Annotated in this window: 17 protein-coding genes; 9 read left to right on the top strand and 8 right to left on the bottom strand. The window is 66.3% G+C overall.

Features of this window, described 5'->3' with window-relative positions:
• Positions 1 to 51 precede the first annotated feature (51 nt).
• The 4 genes from cphA to HAV22_RS19485 all read left to right on the top strand — a co-directional run bounded on the left by cphA (position 52) and on the right by HAV22_RS19485 (position 3,801).
• Positions 52 to 2,622 (top strand): cyanophycin synthetase, encoded by a 2,571-nt coding sequence (cphA, locus tag HAV22_RS19500; RefSeq protein WP_166861420.1) that lies wholly within the window; start codon positions 52 to 54, stop codon positions 2,620 to 2,622.
• 223 nt (positions 2,623 to 2,845) lie between these two features.
• On the top strand, positions 2,846 to 3,220 hold the full coding sequence (locus tag HAV22_RS19495; RefSeq protein WP_166861418.1) for a hypothetical protein: 375 nt from the start codon (positions 2,846 to 2,848) through the stop codon (positions 3,218 to 3,220).
• Positions 3,221 to 3,300: 80 nt separating this feature from the next.
• Entirely contained in the window at positions 3,301 to 3,516 is a 216-nt protein-coding gene (locus HAV22_RS19490) for a hypothetical protein (protein WP_166861416.1), read from the top strand.
• Positions 3,517 to 3,654: 138 nt separating this feature from the next.
• Positions 3,655 to 3,801: a hypothetical protein gene (locus HAV22_RS19485; RefSeq protein ID WP_166861414.1), complete on the top strand. Its 147-nt coding sequence runs from the start codon at positions 3,655 to 3,657 to the stop codon at positions 3,799 to 3,801.
• Positions 3,802 to 3,873: 72 nt separating this feature from the next.
• Here HAV22_RS19485 and HAV22_RS19480 read toward each other — a convergent pair whose 3' ends face one another.
• The 7 genes from HAV22_RS19480 to HAV22_RS19450 all read right to left on the bottom strand — a co-directional run bounded on the left by HAV22_RS19480 (position 3,874) and on the right by HAV22_RS19450 (position 12,044).
• Positions 3,874 to 4,242, bottom strand: a complete 369-nt coding sequence (locus HAV22_RS19480) for a hypothetical protein (RefSeq protein WP_166861412.1) — start codon at positions 4,240 to 4,242, stop codon at positions 3,874 to 3,876.
• Entirely contained in the window at positions 4,239 to 5,084 is an 846-nt protein-coding gene (locus HAV22_RS19475; RefSeq protein WP_166861410.1) for a hypothetical protein, read from the bottom strand. Before HAV22_RS19475 ends, HAV22_RS19480 begins: the two co-directional genes overlap by 4 nt.
• A gap of 78 nt (positions 5,085 to 5,162) precedes the next feature.
• Complete coding sequence (locus tag HAV22_RS19470; protein ID WP_166861408.1) at positions 5,163 to 5,795, bottom strand: response regulator; 633 nt, start codon at positions 5,793 to 5,795, stop codon at positions 5,163 to 5,165.
• Between the two features lie 43 nt (positions 5,796 to 5,838).
• Positions 5,839 to 7,473 carry a methyl-accepting chemotaxis protein gene (locus tag HAV22_RS31695; protein ID WP_166861406.1) on the bottom strand — a complete coding sequence of 545 codons (1,635 nt, stop codon included), beginning with the start codon at positions 7,471 to 7,473 and terminating at the stop codon, positions 5,839 to 5,841.
• A gap of 40 nt (positions 7,474 to 7,513) precedes the next feature.
• Entirely contained in the window at positions 7,514 to 9,688 is a 2,175-nt protein-coding gene (locus HAV22_RS19460; protein ID WP_166861405.1) for a putative bifunctional diguanylate cyclase/phosphodiesterase, read from the bottom strand.
• A gap of 138 nt (positions 9,689 to 9,826) precedes the next feature.
• On the bottom strand, positions 9,827 to 11,428 hold the full coding sequence (locus HAV22_RS19455) for a response regulator (RefSeq protein ID WP_166861403.1): 1,602 nt from the start codon (positions 11,426 to 11,428) through the stop codon (positions 9,827 to 9,829).
• A complete protein-coding gene (locus tag HAV22_RS19450; RefSeq protein WP_166861401.1) occupies positions 11,412 to 12,044 on the bottom strand; it encodes a response regulator in 633 nt (210 codons plus the stop codon). Before HAV22_RS19450 ends, HAV22_RS19455 begins: the two co-directional genes overlap by 17 nt.
• 163 nt (positions 12,045 to 12,207) lie before the next feature.
• Here HAV22_RS19450 and mutS point away from each other — a divergent pair, with 163 nt between their 5' ends.
• On the top strand, positions 12,208 to 14,889 hold the full coding sequence (mutS, locus tag HAV22_RS19445; protein ID WP_166861399.1) for a DNA mismatch repair protein MutS: 2,682 nt from the start codon (positions 12,208 to 12,210) through the stop codon (positions 14,887 to 14,889).
• A gap of 2 nt (positions 14,890 to 14,891) precedes the next feature.
• On the top strand, positions 14,892 to 15,851 hold the full coding sequence (locus HAV22_RS19440) for a hypothetical protein (RefSeq protein ID WP_208296282.1): 960 nt from the start codon (positions 14,892 to 14,894) through the stop codon (positions 15,849 to 15,851).
• Positions 15,852 to 15,879: 28 nt separating this feature from the next.
• Here HAV22_RS19440 and HAV22_RS19435 read toward each other — a convergent pair whose 3' ends face one another.
• Complete coding sequence (locus HAV22_RS19435) at positions 15,880 to 16,428, bottom strand: FKBP-type peptidyl-prolyl cis-trans isomerase (protein WP_166861397.1); 549 nt, start codon at positions 16,426 to 16,428, stop codon at positions 15,880 to 15,882.
• A gap of 80 nt (positions 16,429 to 16,508) precedes the next feature.
• Here HAV22_RS19435 and HAV22_RS19430 point away from each other — a divergent pair, with 80 nt between their 5' ends.
• From HAV22_RS19430 to HAV22_RS19420, 3 genes are all read left to right on the top strand, one after another.
• Positions 16,509 to 17,630 (top strand): cupin domain-containing protein, encoded by a 1,122-nt coding sequence (locus tag HAV22_RS19430; protein ID WP_166861395.1) that lies wholly within the window; start codon positions 16,509 to 16,511, stop codon positions 17,628 to 17,630.
• A gap of 13 nt (positions 17,631 to 17,643) precedes the next feature.
• A complete protein-coding gene (locus HAV22_RS19425) occupies positions 17,644 to 18,123 on the top strand; it encodes a DUF7931 domain-containing protein (protein ID WP_166861393.1) in 480 nt (159 codons plus the stop codon).
• A 274-nt stretch (positions 18,124 to 18,397) separates the two neighbouring features.
• A complete protein-coding gene (locus HAV22_RS19420) occupies positions 18,398 to 18,670 on the top strand; it encodes a hypothetical protein (RefSeq protein WP_105378322.1) in 273 nt (90 codons plus the stop codon).
• Positions 18,671 to 18,894: the final 224 nt, after the last annotated feature.

Raw genomic sequence — 18,894 nt, 5'->3', positions numbered from 1 at the left:
GCGCGCCAGCTGCCAGGAGCGGTGGCGCGCAAGACCCTAAAGGAAAGATCTATGGAAGTCACTCGCGTACGGGCCCTGCGCGGTCCCAACCTCTGGAGCCACCACACGTCGATCGAGGCGATCGTCGCCTGCACGCCGGAGGAGGAATCGGTCGGCACGCTGTCCGGCTTCGAGACGCGCCTGCGCGCCCTGTTCCCCGACATCGGCGCGCTGCAACCGACCGGCCATGACGACACGATCCCGCTCGCGCACGTGCTGGAAGTCGCCGCGCTCGCCCTGCAGGCGCAGGCCGGCTGCCCCGTCACGTTCAGCCGCACGACGGCCACCCTGGAGCGCGGCATCTACCAGGTCGTCGTCGAATACAGCGAGGAAGACGTCGGCCGCCTGGCCATGACCCTGGCCGAGCAGCTGTGCACGGCCGCCCGCAACGATGAGGCGTTCGACCTCGACGCCGCGCTGAAGCAGTTGCGCGACCTCGACGAAGACGTGCGCCTCGGCCCCTCGACGGGATCGATCGTGCACGCCGCCGTCGCGCGCGGCATCCCGTACCGCCGCCTGACCGAGGGCAGCCTCGTGCAGTTCGGCTGGGGCAGCCGCCAGCGCCGCATCCAGGCCGCCGAGATCGACGCCACCGGCGCCATCGCGGAATCGATCGCCCAGGACAAGGAACTGACGAAGACATTGTTGAACGCGGCCGGCGTGCCCGTGCCGCTGGGCCGCGCCGTGAGCGACCTGGATGATGCGTGGGCCGCCGCGCAGGAGATCGGCCTGCCGGTCGTGATCAAGCCGAAGGACGGCAACCAGGGCAAGGGCGTCACGGTGAACGTCACGACGCGCGAACAGCTGGATGCGGGCTTTGCCGCCGCATCCGAATTCCGCGACGACATCATGGTCGAAAAATACCTGCCGGGCCACGACTTCCGCCTGCTCGTCGTCGGCAACAAGCTCGTCGCCGCCGCGCGCCGCGACCCGCCGCACGTCGTGGGCGACGGCACGCACACGGTGCGCCAGCTCGTCGAGATCGTCAACAAGGACCCGCGCCGCGGCGACGGCCACGCGACGTCGCTGACGAAGATCCGCTTCGACGACATCGCCCTCGCCTCGCTGGCCAAGCAGGGCTACGACGCGGAATCCGTGCCGCCGAAAGGCCAGCGCGTCACCCTGCGCAACAACGCGAACCTGTCGACGGGCGGCTCCGCGACCGACGTCACGGACGACGTCCATCCGGAAGTGGCCGCGCGCGCGATCGCGGCCGCGCACATGGTCGGCCTCGACATCTGCGGCGTCGACCTCGTGTGCGACAGCGTGCTGAAACCCATCGAGGAACAAGGCGGCGGCATCGTCGAAGTGAACGCGGCGCCGGGCCTGCGCATGCACATCTCGCCGTCGTTCGGCAAGGGCCGCGCCGTCGGCGAAGCCATCATGGACACGCTGTACGCGCCGGGCGACGACGGCCGCATCCCCGTCGTCGCCGTGACGGGCACGAACGGCAAGACGACGACCGTGCGCCTGATCGCCCACCTGCTCACGAGCTCCGGCCTGCGCACGGGCATGACGAACACGGACGGCGTGTACATCCAGGGCCGCCGCATCGACAGCGGCGACTGCAGCGGCCCGCGCAGCGCGCGCAACGTGCTGCTGCACCCGGACGTCGACGCGGCCGTGTTCGAGACGGCGCGCGGCGGCATGCTGCGCGAAGGCCTCGCGTTCGACCGCTGCCAGGTCGGCGTCGTGACCAATATCGGGGCCGGCGACCACCTGGGCCTGAACTACATCACCACATTGGAAGACCTCGCGGTGCTGAAGCGCGTGATCATCCAGAACGTGGCGCCGAACGGCATGGCCGTGCTGAACGCGGCCGACCCGATCGTGGCCGCCATGGCCGACAACACGAAGGGCGACGTTACCTACTTCGCCGCGGACAGCTCGCTGCCCGTCATGCAGAAGCACCGCGCGCAGGGCCGCCGCATCGTCTACGTCGACCGCGGCCACCTCGTCGCGGCGCACGGCAAGAAGGAGGAGCGCGTGCCGCTCGCCGACGTGCCCATCACGCGCGGTGGGGTGGTCGGCTTCCAGGTCGAGAACGTGATGGCGTCCGTGGCGGCGGCATGGGCCGTCGGCATCTCGTGGGATGCGATCCGCCTGGGCCTCAAGACCTTCGTCGGCGAGAGCGACAACGCGCCCGGCCGCTTCAACGTGTTCGACTACCGCGGCGCGACCGTGATCGCCGACTACGGCCACAACCCGGACGCCATCCAGGCCCTCGTGGGCGCCGTCGAATCGATGCCGGCCAAGCGCCGCTCGGTCGTCATCTCGGGCGCCGGCGACCGTCGCGACGACGACATCCGCGACCAGACCCGCATCCTCGGCAAGGCGTTCGACGACGTGCTGCTGTACGAAGACCAGTGCCAGCGCGGCCGCTCGGAAGGCGAAGTCGTCGCGCTGCTGCGCGAGGGCCTCGCGGGTGCGCCGCGCACGACGTTCGTCGACGAGATCAAGGGCGAGTTCGTCGCCATCGACAAGGCGCTGGCGCGCCTGCAGCCGGGCGACCTGTCGCTGATCCTCATCGACCAGGTCGACGAGGCATTGGCGCACATCACCAGGCGCGTGCAGGAAGGCTGACCGACTGTTCTCGGTCTCCGGAATGGGCGCCGCGTGCGCCCATTTTGCTTTTGTTGGTGCTCCTCAGAAACCCCGACCGTCGTTCGCCGACAATGTCCGGTGGACCCGCGCACGCTACGTTAGCCAACGAACGCGCCCGGGACGGCAACTGTCATACCATGGATATCGTGGACATGCTTCCTGTCGGTGGTGTGATCACGCCATTCAAGCCAGCGGTGCAACCATGACGATCGACAAGGACACGCCACCCCAACCCGCCCCTGCCGGCGAGCCGCCACCGGACATGCCGTTCCGGCGCCTGCTCTACCGCTTCCTGTTCTTCGACTGGCTGTTCCGCGACGTCAGCGCCGCGCGCAACCTCTTCGAACGGCACGCCGCGCACCAGCACAACCGCAAGATGAGCCGCTACCTGCCCGTCTACCTGCGGCGCTGGTCGTTCCTCACGGCGTTCGATTTCGCGCTCGGCGTCCTGTTCGAGAAAGTCCTGCAGGCCGGGCTGCTGTCCGCCTGGTGCTTCACGTGGTCGTGCGTGACGTTCACGGGGATGGTCGTCATCACCGTCGCGTGGCTCATCCTGAATCATGCCCGCCTGTCGTGACCGCCTTTGTGTTTGACGCCCAGTAAGTTGCCACAGCACAATTACGCGACGATGGAGGTCTGCACTCACAGGAGACCGCCATGACTTACCGCTGGATCGACGACAAGGGCTTGCTGAAGAAAATGCTGGGCGAACGGCGCACGGACCGCTGGACGGCCGACAACGTGCAGGACGCGCTGCGCGCGCGGGGCGTGCACGCGGCCGCGCGCGCGATGGAGTACCGGCGCGTCCAACTGGACACGGCGTTGCGCATCCTCGCCGTGCCCGGCAGGCGCCGCCGTGGCCTGCTGCCTTGACTGCGCATCGAGGGCGAACGCGATAAAACGGTTCGCCCTGTCTTCATCGTGGATGTGAGCACGTGCGCGAGGATAGTTGTTGACAACGATCAGACCAGAAAATACGATCGACTCAAGAAAATGGAGTCGGGAGCTCCCATGGTCTACGTACTTGCCTTCGCGGCGCTCGTGATCGTCGCCCGCATCGCCGGGCCCATTCTCGCCCACAAGGATCACGACCGGGAGCTGCGCCAGGCGGAGTACGAGCACCGTACCGCCGTGTATGGCGATCCGGACGAACGATGATACCTCCGCAGGCTTGTCAATAAAGACCGGCCTGTCAACATTTCATGCAACCGCCATGATGGATTGCGTGCGCTACTGATCCATCAGCAGGTATTTCTTCACGACGCCATTCTTGTCGAACAGGATCGACAATTCCCGTTTATTGTCGGCGCTGCTGACGACGAGATTCACGTACGGCATGGAATCCACGGCTTTCGAATACCCGACCTGGTACAGCCACAATTCATACCCGTTGGCGAAGGGGGTGACGTTGGCGCGACCGAAGGCGGCCTCGATGTCGGCCTTGGTCGATTTGCCGATGACGATGACCCGTGCCGCCCCCTGCTGCGTCAACGTGGTGACGGTGCCATTGCCGGTGGCGGCGCAGCCCGCGAACGCGGCGGCGAGCACGAACGCCGCGATGCAGCGGCAGGCCCGCGTCATGATCGAATGTCCTGTCATGACCGTGCTCCGGCAGCAGGCGACGTCCGGACCGCGGCGGGCGCATCGTCGTCCATGAAGTCGAACTCCAGCAGCGTGTCGTCCGGCCAGCCCTGCTCGTACAACGACTTGAACTTGACCATGAACACCCGTTCGCGCAGGAACGTCCAGTCTTCCTGGTTCGGCATCATCGGGGCCGTCGGACCGTGCAGCATCGCGGCCGGCATGACCTTGCGCCGGCTTCCCGCAACGAGCGCCACGCTGAACACGGGCCGGTCGGCGAAATAAAACATATTGATCGGCATCGTGCGGCACGGATCCTCCATCTTCGTGATCATCATGTTGATGGGGTGGTGCACGTACGCCACCAGGTCGCCCACCATGGCCACCTTACACTCGAGCAGCAGGTCGCCCAGGCGCCGGGCATTGGGCGGCACGCCCTGGCTGCGGACGTCGGCCCGCCAGGCCAGGCTGCCGATCTTGCGGTTGAAGCGGACGACGGCCTTGTCGTCGGCGGCAGCGGCGTCACGCGGCAGCGTGAACGTCCCGTCCGGCGCCAGCGGCACGGGAATGCTCGTGTGATCGCCGGCAATGTGGAGAACGAGACCGTCCATCGACACGCCGGCATGGCGCGGGAAGACCTTGAACCGCAGCGACGCCGTCGGCGCGAGGCCGTGGTTCGCCACGAAGACATCCATCGCGGCCAACATGTCGCGGTACGGTTTTTCGTCGCGATCGCGCGCGGTGCCCTGCACCTCCACCTTCGGCACGGATTTGTCCGGGACGTCCCGCGCGAACGCCGCGATCGACACGCACAACCACGCCGCGCCCGCCAGCCATTGTCTCCAATACTCACACGCCATTCGAACGTATCCTTTTCGGAAATCGTTAAATGTACGGTAATCGTTGCATCGAGGACAACCTGAAGATTCTGCCAGGCCCTATTTCGCCAGTCCCCGCTCGACCGCATAACGCACGAGATCAGCATTGCTGCTGAAATTCATTTTCTGCATCAGCCGCGCCTTGTGGGTGCTGACGGTTTTGCTGCTGAGGCCGAGGTCGGCGGCGATCTCGTTGACGGTCTTCCCGGACGCCAGCAAGGCCAGGACGTGGAACTCGCGCGCGGACAACTTGTCGTGCGCCGCCTCGAGCTGCCCGTCGCCGGCGTCGAACACCAGCTGGTCTACGAGCGTCGGATCGATGAACTTGCCGCCCGCCGCCGTCTTGCGGATGGCCGCGATCAGCACCTCGGGCTCCGTGTCCTTGGTCAGGTAGCCGGCGGCGCCCGCCTTGAACGCCGCCCGCGCCACCTGCACTTCGTTGTGCATGGTGAGCACGAGGATGGGAAGATCCGCATCATGCGACCGGACTCGGGCAATCAGGTCGATGCCGCTCGGGCCGGGCATGTTCATGTCCAGCAGGACGAGATCGAAACGGTCCCGGACCAATGCGTCCAGCACCTGGTGGCCAGTGTTCGCTTCGCCCGCGACCTCGACGTCGTCGACTTGCGCCAGCAATTGCTTCAGCCCGCCGATGACGATCGCGTGATCGTCCGCTATCAATATCCGGATCATCCCTTCCTCGCCAAGCCGTGCATGGTCGAATCCTCCGCCGGCGCTAGGCCGGCAACTGTCTCAGCGCGATAGCCCTCGCCCGCTCGGCCCTGGCGCGCGCGGGCGCCGCCGCCACCGCCGGCAGCCCGTCCAGCTTGAACACGCTGACGGTGTCCGCCAGCTTGCGCGCCTGGTCCTGCATCGAGTCGGAGGCGGCCGCCGCCTCTTCCACCAGCGCGGCGTTCTGCTGGGTGGTCTGCTCCATCTGCGCGACCGCCTGCGTCACTTGTTCGATGCCGGCGCTCTGCTCCTGGCTGGCCGCGCTGATCTCGCCCACGATGTCGGTCACGCGCCGGATGCTGTCGACGACCTCGGTCATCGTCGCGCCCGCCTGTCCGACGAGGCGGCTGCCCGCATCGACCTTGTCGACCGAATCGTTGATCAGGGTCTTAATGTCCTTGGCGGCGACCGCGCTGCGCTGCGCCAGGTTGCGGACCTCCGTCGCAACCACGGCAAACCCGGCGCCGTTCGCACCGGCGCGCGCCGCTTCCACGGCCGCGTTCAGCGCGAGAATATTGGTCTGGAACGCGATGCCGTCGATGACGCCGATGATGTCGACGATCTTGCGGGCCGACTCGTTGATGGAACTCATCGTGCCGACGACTTCCTCCACCACGCTGCCACCCTGCCGCGCGACGTCGGATGCGGTCACGGCCAGCCGGTTGGCCCGCAGCGCGTTGTCGGCGTTTTGCCGCACTGTCGACGTCAGTTCCTCCATCGCCGACGCCGTCTCTTCCAGCGAGCCCGCCTGCTCTTCCGTGCGCGACGACAGGTCGACGTTGCCGGTGGCGATCTGCTGCGACGCCGACGCGATCGTGTCGGTGCTGCCCCTGACTTCCCTGACGATGTTCACGAGGCTCGCGTTCATGTCTCTCAATGCCCGCAGCAACTGGCCCGTTTCGTCGAGGCTCGCCACGTCGATCCGGCTGGTGAGATCGCCGCCGGCGACGGTCTGCGCGACCTGCACCGCTTCCTTCAACGGACGGACGATGCCGCGTGTGATCACGTACGCGAAGCCGCCGCCGACCAGGAAGGCCAGCACCGCCAGTGCCGTCAACAGGGTACGGGCCCGCCGATACGCCTCGTTCGCGTTTGCCACGCCGTGTTCGCTCTGCATGTTCGCCTGTTCGACGAGCGAGGCCAGGTCCTTCGTCCACTTGAACTGAAGCGGGCGCAACTCCTTGATCAGGACGTCGGTGGCCTCCTTCTGCCTGTTCTGCTTTGCGACGTCGATGGCCTTGGCAATGACGGGCCGGGCCGCGATGTCGTCGTCCCGGATCGCGGCCACGATGGGGCCGGCGCCGGATGCCAGGTCCTGCTGGCTTGCGAGCAGCTTCCCGAGCTTGTCGGCCGCGTCGGCATACGCCGCCTCCTGGCGCCGGACGCGCTGCAACTCGGGCTGCTTCTCGTCGAGCGTCTCCATCAGGGCCAGGTTGCGTAGCGCGATCATCCTGTCGTCGACCGTCATGCGCATGTCGCGAGCCAAGGTCAACACGGCATTGTCAACCGCGACGATCCGCTCCAGATGCGCGTGCACTTGCCCCATGCGATTGATGCCCAGCCATGCGGTCGCGGCCAGCAGGACGAGGACGACGGCGTAACCGATGCCCATCCGCGTCCCGATTTTCAGGTTTTTCATGTCAGTCTCCAATGTTGCACAGTACTTCGCCGCCGCACCGTCAGGATGCGGGCGACGCCGTTTGTTTATTCAGGAAATTTTCGAAGTCGGCAAGGGGCATCGGCCGGCCGAACAGATACCCTTGCGCGGCGCGGCAGCCGCGCTGCTTCAGGTAAGCCGCCTGCTGGGCGGTTTCCACCCCTTCCGCCACCGATCCCAGGTTCAGCGCGGCAGCGATCGACAACATGGCCTTGACCAGTTCGCTCTTCTCGGCCTGCCCGTCGATGCCGTCGACGAACGTACGATCGATCTTGATGCGGCTGACGGGGAAACGGTGGAGGTAGCTCAGCGCCGAATAGCCCGTCCCGAAATCGTCGATCGAAATGGACGCGCCCATCGCGTCCAGCGCGGCCAGCATCGACACGGTCCGTTCGCTGTCTTCCAGCAGCAGGTTCTCGGTGATTTCCAGGTCCAGCCACGCGGGCTTGCACCCGGTGTCCGCGAGAATGCGGGCCACCGCGTCGACCAGTTCGTTGCGCACGAATTGGCGCGGCGACAGGTTCACGGCAATCTTGAGAGGCCTGCTGCGCCGCGCGTTCCACCGCGCCACGGCCCCGCAGGCGACGGACAGCACCCACTCGCCGATCTCCACGATCAATCCGGATTCCTCGGCAATCCGAATGAAGTCGTCCGGCTCGATCAGCCCGAGGCCCGGACGGCGCCAGCGCAGCAGCGCCTCGGCCCCGATCAGCAGACCCGTCTGCAGGTCGATCTGCGGTTGGTAATACACCTCCAGCTCGCCGTTTTTCAGGGCTTTGCGCAGCGCAAGTTCCTTGTCCATCCGTTCGAGCGAACGTGCGGTGAACTCGCGCGCATAAAACTGGAAATTATTGCGCCCGGCGTGCTTGCCGTGGTACATCGCGGCATCGGCGAACTTGAGCAGCGACTCGACTTCGCCCCCGTCGACGGGAAAGAGGGCGATGCCGATGCTGCCGGTGACGAATAATTCACGGCCGTCGATCAGGAGCGGTTCAGCCAGGTACCGGAGAATCTTGTCGGCGACTGCCGCCGCGTCGTCCATCCCGCGCACGTCCGGCAGCAGGATCGCGAATTCGTCGCCGCCGAGCCGGGCCACCGTATCGAGCGTGCGGACGCAATCCTGGACGCGCTTCGCCACCGCGCACAGCAAGCGGTCGCCCATCGTGTGGCCCAGGCTGTCGTTGACGTTCTTGAAGTGGTCCAGATCGAGCAGCAGCAGGGCGAACTCATGGTCATGGTACCGGGCGTCGGCGATGGCCTGGGAGATCCGGTCGCCCAACAGCAGGCGGTTGGGCAGCGCCGTCAGGGGATCGTAGAAGGCCTGGAGATGCACCTGCCTGCGGTAGCGGCCGAGTTCCGTCACGTCGCGTCCGACCGCCAGCACGCGCGTGATCCGGCCCGCACCGTCGAACTGGGGACTCACGCGCACCCGGTCGCAGACCTCCTCGCCCGCCACCTGCCAGCACATGTCGACCTCGCGCACGTCGCCGCGCTCGAGCACGTCGCGCAGGACCTGCATGAACATCGAAGACCTTGGGCCTCCCGGCGATTCCGCGGGCGTCTTCCCCAACACGTCCGCCGGATCGCCGCCCAGCGCCGCGATCAACCGCGCGTTCGCATAGACACGGCGGCACGCCGCATCGTAGTGCGCAATGTTGACGGGCGCGTGTTCGACGAGCTCGCGCAACTCCGCCGAACATTGCAGCAATTCGTCTTCCAGGTCGTGTTGCGGCGCCAGGTCGCGGCCGAACACCAGCAAGCCGAGCAGGCTGCCGTCGGCGGCCGCTTCCGGAACGATGCGCAGCCGCGCCGCCGCACGCCCGCCGGCAGCGCCGATGAAGTCGAGTTCGGCGGGCTCGCCGGACGCCGCCACCTGGTCGAGCGCGCGTTGGTAGCGCGCCACGGCGGTCAAGGCCGGCGCGACCTCGCCGATACGCCGGCCCGTCACCGCGTCCGCACATCCGATGAGCCGGGCCCAGGCCGGGTTGGCGTACACGATACGGGTCGCGGGATCGTGGCGGGCCACCGCGTCCGGCAACTGCTCGACCAGGGCACGCATCTCGTCTTCGCGCGTGCGCCGCGTGCGTGCGTGCGTGCGTGCGCCGGGTTCCCGTTCCGTCCCGTCCAGGCACGCCACGTCAACCGCCTCCGCTGCGCGATCGTCCTGTTCGCCTGGTAGTGAGTCCTGCTGCGTCATTTCATCCCTCGTTTGATCCATGAAGAACCAGCCAAGGCATATCTTCCTATGCGCAACAACGGGGTGCCATCAGGCAATCTTGATTCTTGGGTCAGGCAGCGGTAAATACAGGGGTAGGGATCGCCCTACAGGACGCAATCAGTCGGGCTGGGCTTGCGCCTCGTGCGTGGACGGGGTGCCGAGCGGTACGCGGACCACCACGGTCGTCCCCCTGCCCCGCGCACTGTCGATATCGATCGCGCCGCCGACCATCAGCACGCGCTCCCGCATGCCGACGAGGCCCAGCGACGACTTGCCGACCTGGCCGGGCTCGAAGCCCACGCCGTCGTCCTGCACGGTCACCTGGCAATACGCATCGCTGCTGTCCAGGGTCACCGTCACTTCGCCGGCCTCGGCGTGGCGCGCCACGTTGGTCAGCGACTCCTGCACGATGCGGAAGATCGCGGTCTGGCTGTCGTCGTCGAGGACGATGTTCTCGTCCTCGACGAGCAGCGTGGCCGCGATGCCGGCATGGCGGCGGAACTCGTCGACCAGCCACTCCAGCGCCGGCTGGATGCCCATGTCGAGCGCGGCCGGGCGCAACGACGCGGCCACGTTGCGGACGACCTGGATATTCCGGTCGACGAGCTGCGTCATGCCTTTCGCGTGTTCCGTCAGCGCCGGGTTGTCCTGGCCAAACCGTACGCGCAACAGCGACACGCTCATGCGCAACGCCGTCAGGAACTGGCCGAGTTCGTCGTGCAGTTCGCGCGCGATGTGTTTGCGTTCTTCCTCGCGTGCAGTGTGCTGGCGCGCGGAGAGTTCGCGCAAATTCTGCTCGGCCTCTTTCAGCGCCGTCACGTCGCGTCCGATCGTCAGCACGCGCACCACCGTCCCGTCCACGTCGTATTCGGGCACGGCGTGAAACACGTAATGCCTGGGCTTGGCGCCGGGCTGTTGCCAGGTCAGGACACTCTCGGCCCGCTCACCGGTCGCCATGACGCTGCGCAGCATGTTCTGGCAGGCTGCCATGCCGGCGTCGCCGAAGCCGCTGCCGCCCGGCGCCTGCTGTGCCGACGTCGCGAACAATGCCGTGTAGGCGGGGTTCACGTAGACGCGGCGCCAATCGCGGTCGTAGCGGGCGATCAGGTCCGGCGAGTTCTCCGCCAGCGTGCGGAACTTGCGCTCGCTATCGCGCAATGCCGCTTCGGCTTGCTCGCGTTCCTCGATCTCCTGGCGCAGACACCGGTTGGCTTCGCTCAGTTCCGCCGTGCGTTCCGCAACGCGGCATTCGAGCTCGTCGTGCGAGCGCTGGAGCTCGGCATTCTTGTCTTCCAGTTGTTTTTGCAGCCAGCGCAGCCGCATGTGCGTGTCGATCCGCGCCAGCACTTCCGCCAGTTGCAACGGCTTGGTCACGTAATCGATGCCGCCGGCCGCGAACCCCATCAGCTTGTGCTCGACCTCGACGAGCGCCGTCATGAAGACGACGGGAATATCGCACGTCGTGCTCCGCTGCTTCAGGCGCCGGCAGACTTCGAAGCCGTCCATGTCGGGCAGCATCACGTCGAGCAGGATCAGGTCGGGCAACGCAAGCGCCGCCCGTTCCAGCGCCTCCTCGCCTTCCTGCGCGACCAGCACCCGGTAGCCGCAGTCGACGAGGAAGTCGGCGAGGATTTGCAGGTTCGCGACCGTATCGTCGACGACGAGGATCAGTCCGTCGCGCGCACGCACGGTGAGGCCCGCGTCATTCGACGAGGCCATGCTGGACACCGTAGCGCACCAATTCCGCGTTGGAGCTGAAGTTCATTTTCTGCATCAGGCGCGCCTTGTGCGTGCTGACGGTCTTGTTGCTGATCGCGAGCTCGTCGGCAATATCGTTGACGCTTTTCCCGTGCGCCAGCAGCCTGAAGATGTGGAATTCGCGGTCGGACAGGAGTTCGTGGGCCGGCTGTGTATCGGATTCGGCCTTTCCGAACACCATCTCGTCGACGAGCAACGGGTCGATGAAGCGGTGGCCCGCCGCCGTCTTGCGGATCGCCGCAAGGAGGACTTCCGGCTCATTATCCTTCGTGACATAGCCATTGGCGCCTGAACTGAACGCCCGCCTGACGGCCTGGGCCTCGTTGAGCATGCTGAGGACGAGGATCGGCACCGTGATGTCGTGGCGCCGGATGCGCGCGATGAGGTCGACACCGCTGATGCCGGGCATGCCCATGTCCAGCAGAATGAGGTCGAACTGCTCGGCGCGCAGGGCTTGCAGCACCTGGGCACCATTGATGGCTTCGGCCGTCACTTCAATATCGCCGGCGATCTGCAACAACTGCTTCACGCCGCTTCGTACGATCGCATGATCGTCGGCCAACAGAACTCGAATCATCGCTTCTCTCCGGAGTCGAACGATTGTAGTTCAAATGAATGAGTGCGAACAAGCCCGGCGGCACCACGGCCGAGGCTCGCGGCGGCCAGGCTGCCTGTTGGCGACCGAACACGGTAAAATGGCGGCCTTGGCAAGTTCTTGCCGCGCTGTCCGATTTGACCACATGAACGTTCCACGCGAAATCAACGCCGACGCGGCCAAACGCCTCGCGACCGAAAAGCACACCCCGATGATGCAGCAGTACCTGAGCATCAAGGCCGACTACCCCACGATGCTCGTCTTCTACCGGATGGGCGACTTCTACGAGCTGTTCTTCGAGGACGCCGAGAAGGCCGCGCGCATCCTGGGCATCACGTTGACGGCGCGCGGCACCTCGGGCGGCAATCCGATCAAGATGGCCGGCGTGCCCTTCCACTCGCTCGATCCCTACCTCGCGAAACTGGTCAAGCTGGGCGAGTCGTGCGCGATCTGCGAGCAGATCGGCGACCCCGCGCTGAGCAAGGGCCCGGTCGAACGCAAGGTCGTGCGCGTCGTCACGCCGGGCACCTTGACGGATGCCGACCTGCTGCCGGAGAAGGCCGAGCGCCCGCTGCTCGCCGTGTGCACGGTCGCGAACCGCAAGGTGGTCACGACGGGTCTCGCGTGGATGTCGCTGGCGAGCGGGGGACTCCGGCTGATGGAATTTTCCGGCGACGCGCGCACGGCCGCCGTGCGCCTCGTGCAGGAACTGGAACGCATCGCGCCGGCCGAGGTGCTGCGCGCGGACGGCGGTGCCGACCTGTTCGAGGAATCGCCGGTCGGCCACACGGCGCGCGTCCCGGAATGGCATTTCGAGGTCGTGCACGGCCACAAGGCGCTGCTCGACCAGCTCGGGGTCGCGACGTTGTCCGGCTTCGGCGCGGACGGCCTCGGTGCCGCGTTCGGCGCGGCCGGCGCGCTGCTGCGCTATGCGCAAGCGACGCAAGGCCGCGGCCTGCAGCACGTGAAGAGCCTCGCCGTCGAATCGGAGAGCGAATTCATCGGCCTCGATGCGGCCACGCGCCGCAACCTCGAATTGACGGAGACGATCCGCGGCTTCGAATCGCCCACGTTGTTCTCGCTGCTGGACGGCTGCCGCACGGCGATGGGCTCGCGCCTGCTGCGCCACTGGCTTCACCACGCGCGGCGCGACCAGCGCGTGGCGCGCGCGCGCCACGAGGCGATCGCCGCGCTCGCACAGCGCGACGCCATGCAGGGCTTGTCCGCGACGCTCGCGCACGTGCCGGACATCGAACGCATCACGACGCGCATCGCGCTGCTGACGGCGCGTCCGCGCGACCTCGCCAGCCTGCGCGACGGCCTCGCCCAGCTGCCGGGACTGCGCGAACAGGTGGCGCGCTGCTTCATCCCCGGCGACTCGTGCCTGCTGCACGACATCCACGACGCCATCGCGATCCCCGAGGCGTGCGCGGACCTCCTGCAACGCGCCATCGCGACGGAACCGGCCGCGATGGTGCGCGACGGCGGCGTGTTCGCGCGCGGCTTCGACGCGGAGCTCGACGAGCTGCGCGCGCTGTCGGAAAACGCGGGCCAGTTCCTCGTCGACCTGGAAGCGCGCGAGCGTGCCCGCACGGGCATCGCCAACCTGCGCGTCGAATACAACAAGGTGCATGGCTTCTACATCGAGGTGACGAACGGCCAGGCCGACAAGGTGCCGGACGACTACCGCCGCCGCCAGACCCTGAAGAACTGCGAGCGCTACATCACGCCGGAACTGAAGGCGTTCGAGGACAAGGCCTTGTCCGCGCAGGACCGCGCGCTCGCGCGCGAAAAACTGCTGTACGAGCTGCTGCTGGCCGACCTCGCGCCGCACATCGTGTGCCTGCAACGCATCGCGTCCGGCATCGCGCAGCTCGACACGCTGACCGCGCTCGCCTCCCACGCCGCGCGCTACAACTGGTGCATGCCGCAGCTCGTCGAGGAGCCGTGCCTGACGATTACCGAAGGCCGCCACCCCGTCGTCGAAAACCAGATCGAGCGCTTCATCGCCAACGACTGCAAACTGTCCAACGACCGCCGCCTCCTGTTGATCACGGGCCCGAACATGGGCGGTAAATCGACGTTCATGCGCCAGGTCGCGCTCATCACCTTGCTCGCGTACGTGGGCAGCTACGTGCCGGCGACGAATGCGACGATCGGTCCCATCGACCGCATCTTCACGCGCATCGGCGCGTCGGACGACCTGGCCGGCGGCCGCTCCACGTTCATGGTGGAGATGACGGAATCGGCCGCGATCCTCAACGGCGCGACGGAGCATTCGCTCGTGCTGATGGACGAGGTGGGCCGCGGCACGTCGACGTTCGACGGCCTCGCGCTCGCGTGGGCCATCGCCCGCCACCTGATCGAGACGAGCCGCAGCTTCACGCTGTTCGCCACCCACTACTTCGAACTGACGCAGCTGCCGGAACAGCATCCGAGCGCCGCGAACGTGCACCTGTCGGCCGTCGAGCACAAGGACAGCATCGTGTTCCTGCACGCCGTGCAGGACGGTCCCGCGTCGCAGAGCTACGGCCTGCAGGTGGCGCAACTCGCGGGCGTGCAGCCTGCCGTCATCCGCGCCGCGCGCAAGCACCTGGCGCGGCTGGAAGCGCAGGCGCTCGATGCGACACCGCAGCTCGACCTGTTCGCGCCCGCACCGTGCGACGATGCCGATGCCGATGCCGATGCCGATGCCGCGCCGGCACCGCTGCCGCAAGCGGACGAATCGCCCGCGCTGGCCCTGCTGGACGCCATCGATCCCGATGCCCTGAGCCCGCGCGAAGCGCTCGAACGGCTGTACGAGCTCAAGCGCCTGGCGTCGGCGTGACGATGCCACGACGCCGCTCGGTACTCCTGCTCGCCCTCGCCGTGCTGCTCGCGGGCGGCGCGCGCGCGGAGGCGCGCGAGGATGACGCGCACCGCTTCGCCATCATCGGCCACGGTTTCACGGACGGCGGCGACAAACACTTGAAGCAGGCGCTCGCCGACAACGACGACGGCGCCGTCGCCTTCCTCGTCGTCACGGGCATCAAGGGTGCGAACGAGCCCTGCACGGACAAGCTGTACCAGAAGCGGCGCGACCTGATCGACGAGGCGCGCCGGCCCGTCGTCGTGCTGCCGTCCGGCAGCGACTGGACCGAGTGCCGCAACACGGCCGGTCGCTCGAATGCGATCGAACGCCTGAACCGCATCCGCGAACTGTTCTACGGCGAGCCGGACTCGCTGGGCGCGCGCAAGCTGTCGTTGACCCGTCAATCGATGAGCCCGCGCTTTCGCAGCTATGCGGAGAACGCGCACTGGTCGGTCGGCAAGGTGCTGTACGCCACGATCAACATGCCCGCCAATAACAACCACTACCTGAACGAAGCGGGCCGCAACAGCGAGTACGAAGACCGGCTCGTCGCGAACCGCTTCTGGCTGAACCGCCTGTTCGCCATCGCGCGGCGCGACAAGCTGGAAGCGGTCGTGCTGTTTTCCGAAGGGGACGTGAAGGCGCTGTCGCAGCCGACGGGCCTGCAGGCCCTGCTGCGCGACGCCGCGCCGGACAACGACGGCTTCGCCGAGCCGCGGCGGCTGATCCTGTCGCTGGCACAGAAATTCCACGGCAAGGTGCTGCTCGTCGACGGCACGCGCGTGCGCGGCAGGCCGGCGATCGAATGGCGGGGGAACGTCGGCCATCTGGCGGCCGGCGCGGATGCGCTCGAAGTGGTCGTCGATCCGGCGGCGAAGACCTTGTTCAAGGTCGATCCGCGCAAGGTGGAGACGGCGAAGCCGGCCAGGGGCCAGTGACCGCCCGGCCGACCCGAGGCGCCATGGATTACTGCAGCGGCTGGCTGCGGAAGTGGTCGCCCGGCTCGCTGTCTTCCATGTCGTCGTGGCCGTGGCCGTGGTCATGGCCATGGGCGCCGTGCACGTGGCCGTGCGCGATCTCTTCCGGCGTCGCGGCGCGCACGTCGATCACGGACAGGTCGAAGCGCAGGGCCATGCCGGCCAGCGGGTGGTTGCCGTCGAGGACGACCTTGTCGTCGGCGATCTCGGTGACGGTGAAGATCACGGGCTCTTCGTCGCCGCCTTCGGCCACGCCTTCGAACTGCATGCCGACTTCGATCGGTTCCGGCAGGCGGTTGCGTTCCTCGACCTTGACCAGGTTCGGATCGTAGTCGCCGAACGCGTCTTCCGGCTCGATCTGGATGGTCGACGTGTAACCCACGTCCTTGCCGTCCAGCTCTTCTTCGATCTTCGGCAGCGTGTTCTCGTAACCGCCGTGCAGGTAGACCATCGGCTGGGCGCCGTCTTCGATCAGGTTGTTCTGCGCGTCGGACAGCTTGTAATTCACCGACACAACCGTGTTCTGGGCAATCTTCATTGCACTTCCTTTCGTGGGTAAGGCCGCGATTATAACCCTACCACCGGTTGGCCCTCCGCGGCGCTGGTTATAATGGACGCATGCAAAAATTACAGCTCCTCGGGAACATCACCCCCGCCCAGTTCCTCCGCGATTACTGGCACAAGAAACCCCTGCTCATCCGCCAGGCGATCCCCAATTTCAAGCCGCTGCTCAAGGTGGACAAGCTGGCCGAGCTGGCCAAGCTCAACCACGTAGAGTCGCGCCTCGTGACGCTCACGGACGGTACGTGGGACATGCAGCAAGGCCCCCTGGCCGAGCTGCCGCCGACGACGCAGCGCGAATGGACGATGCTCGTGCAGGGCGTCAACCTGCACGACGAGAAGGCGGACGCCCTGCTGCGCCAGTTCCGCTTCGTGCCGGACGCGCGCCTGGACGACCTGATGGTCAGCTACGCGACGGACGGCGGCGGCGTCGGCCCCCACTTCGATTCCTACGACGTGTTCCTGCTGCAGGCGCAGGGCAAGCGCCGCTGGCGCATCGGCGCGCAGCAGGACCTGACGCTCGTCGAGGGCTTGCCGCTGAAGATCCTCGCGAACTTCGAGCCGGAACAGGAATTCGTGCTGGAGCCGGGCGACATGCTGTACCTGCCGCCACACTACGCGCACGACGGCGTGGCCGAGGGCGAATGCATGACGTATTCGATCGGCTTCCGCGCGCCGTCGTTCCAGGAACTGGGGGAAGCGTTCCTGCAATTCATGGCCGACTCGATCGACCTGCCGGGCCGCTATGCCGACCCCGGCCTCGCGCCCGCGAAGAACCCGGCCGAGATCCCGCGCGACATGCTGACGACGGTCACCGAGGAACTCAACAAGGTGCGCTGGGACGAGGAAGACGTCACGATCTTCCTGGGCGAATACCTGTCCGAGCCCAAGCACAACGTGTTCTTCACGCCGGTGGCGAAGCCGCTGACGGTGGGCCGCTTCATGGAGCAGGCCGCGAAGAAGGGCCTCCGGTTGTCGCCCAAGACGCTGATGCTGTACCGTGGCAAGCACGTGTTCATCAATGGCGAATCGTTTGCCGTCGGACGCGCGGACAAGACCGTGCTCGACGTCCTCGCCAACGAACGGGGCCTGCCCGGCAGCCTGCTGGACCAGGCGTCCGACGACGTGCTGGACGCGCTGTACACGTGGTACCAGGACGGCTGGCTCGAATTGGCCTGATAATGTACTGATCATGACGGATCCCTTGCTCCAGCCCTTCGACACCCGCGCCGCGTTCCAGCAGCATCTGGGCGAGGTGCTGGCGCGCGCGCAGGCGACGCTCGTCATGTTCGATCCCGATTTCGCCCTGTTCCGGCTGGGCGCGCCGGACGTCGACGCCGCGCTGCGCCGGTTCCTGCACGGCGGCGGCCAGCTGCGCCTCGCGCTGCACGACCCGGCGCACCTGGAACGCGAGGCGCCGCGCTTCGTCCGGCTATTGCGGGATTATGCGCACGGCATCGAATGCCGGCGCACGCCGCGGGGGTTACGCGACCTGACGGATTCGTTCTGCATCGCGGACGACCAGCACATCGTGCGGCGCTTCCACAGCGATCACCTGCGCGGCGAGGCCGCTTTTGACGCACCGCAACAAACCGAGCTGTCGCGCCAGCGTTTCGACGCGATTTGGGCAGAATCACAGCCGGGCCTGCAGGCAAGTGTTACCGGCCTGTAATTACATGTGTTGCGTGTTTTCTCCTATGAGAACTAGCGCACGGACGGCGGCATCGCCTTGCCAGAAAATGAATGTTGCCCGTTCTGGCAACTGTTACGTCTTGACACGACTTTTCTATTGCGATTCAGTAAATTTGGCTATAATATCGGGTTAGGAAGGTTCCGTTGTCTGTAGGCACTTTTTCCAAAGTATACAAACAAGAGAATTCCTGACGAGCGATAATTACCGGTAATTATTCATCGCACCACCCTTTTGAATTAATTAAGGAAAAACCATGAAAAAATCTCTGCTGATCGTTTCCCTGCTGGCTGTTGCTCTGGCTGCCTGCTCGAAGAAAGAAGAAACCACCGTGACCCCGGCGGCTCCGGCTGCTGAGACCACCGCTCCGGCTGCCGCTCCGGCCGCTCCGGCTGCTGACGCTGCTGCCACCCCGGCTGCTCCGGCCGCTGCTGACGCTGCCGCTTCGGCTGCTTCGGCTGCCGCTTCGGCTGCTTCGGCTGCTGCTGAAGCCGCTTCGGCTGCTGCTGCTCCGGCTGCTTCGAAGTAATTCGAATCGCTCTGAAAAAACCGGCCTGCGGGCCGGTTTTTTTACGTCTGTACGATTTGCATATGTTTGGTGGGCACGTCTCATTGGATTGATGCTCCCGGCATCAATGCCCCAGGCCTCAAATGCCCCCCTACGGCTGCGGTTATTACGTCCGTACGATTTGCATACGTTCGGTGGGCACGGGGTGCCCACCCTACGGCTCAGGCGTAATTCGTAGGGTGGGC

Origin of the sequence: Telluria antibiotica, assembly GCF_011682055.1 — a bacterium.
In the GTDB taxonomy this organism is placed as follows: domain Bacteria; phylum Pseudomonadota; class Gammaproteobacteria; order Burkholderiales; family Burkholderiaceae_D; genus Telluria; species Telluria antibiotica.
This window is presented reverse-complemented; position numbering and strand designations above follow the sequence as displayed.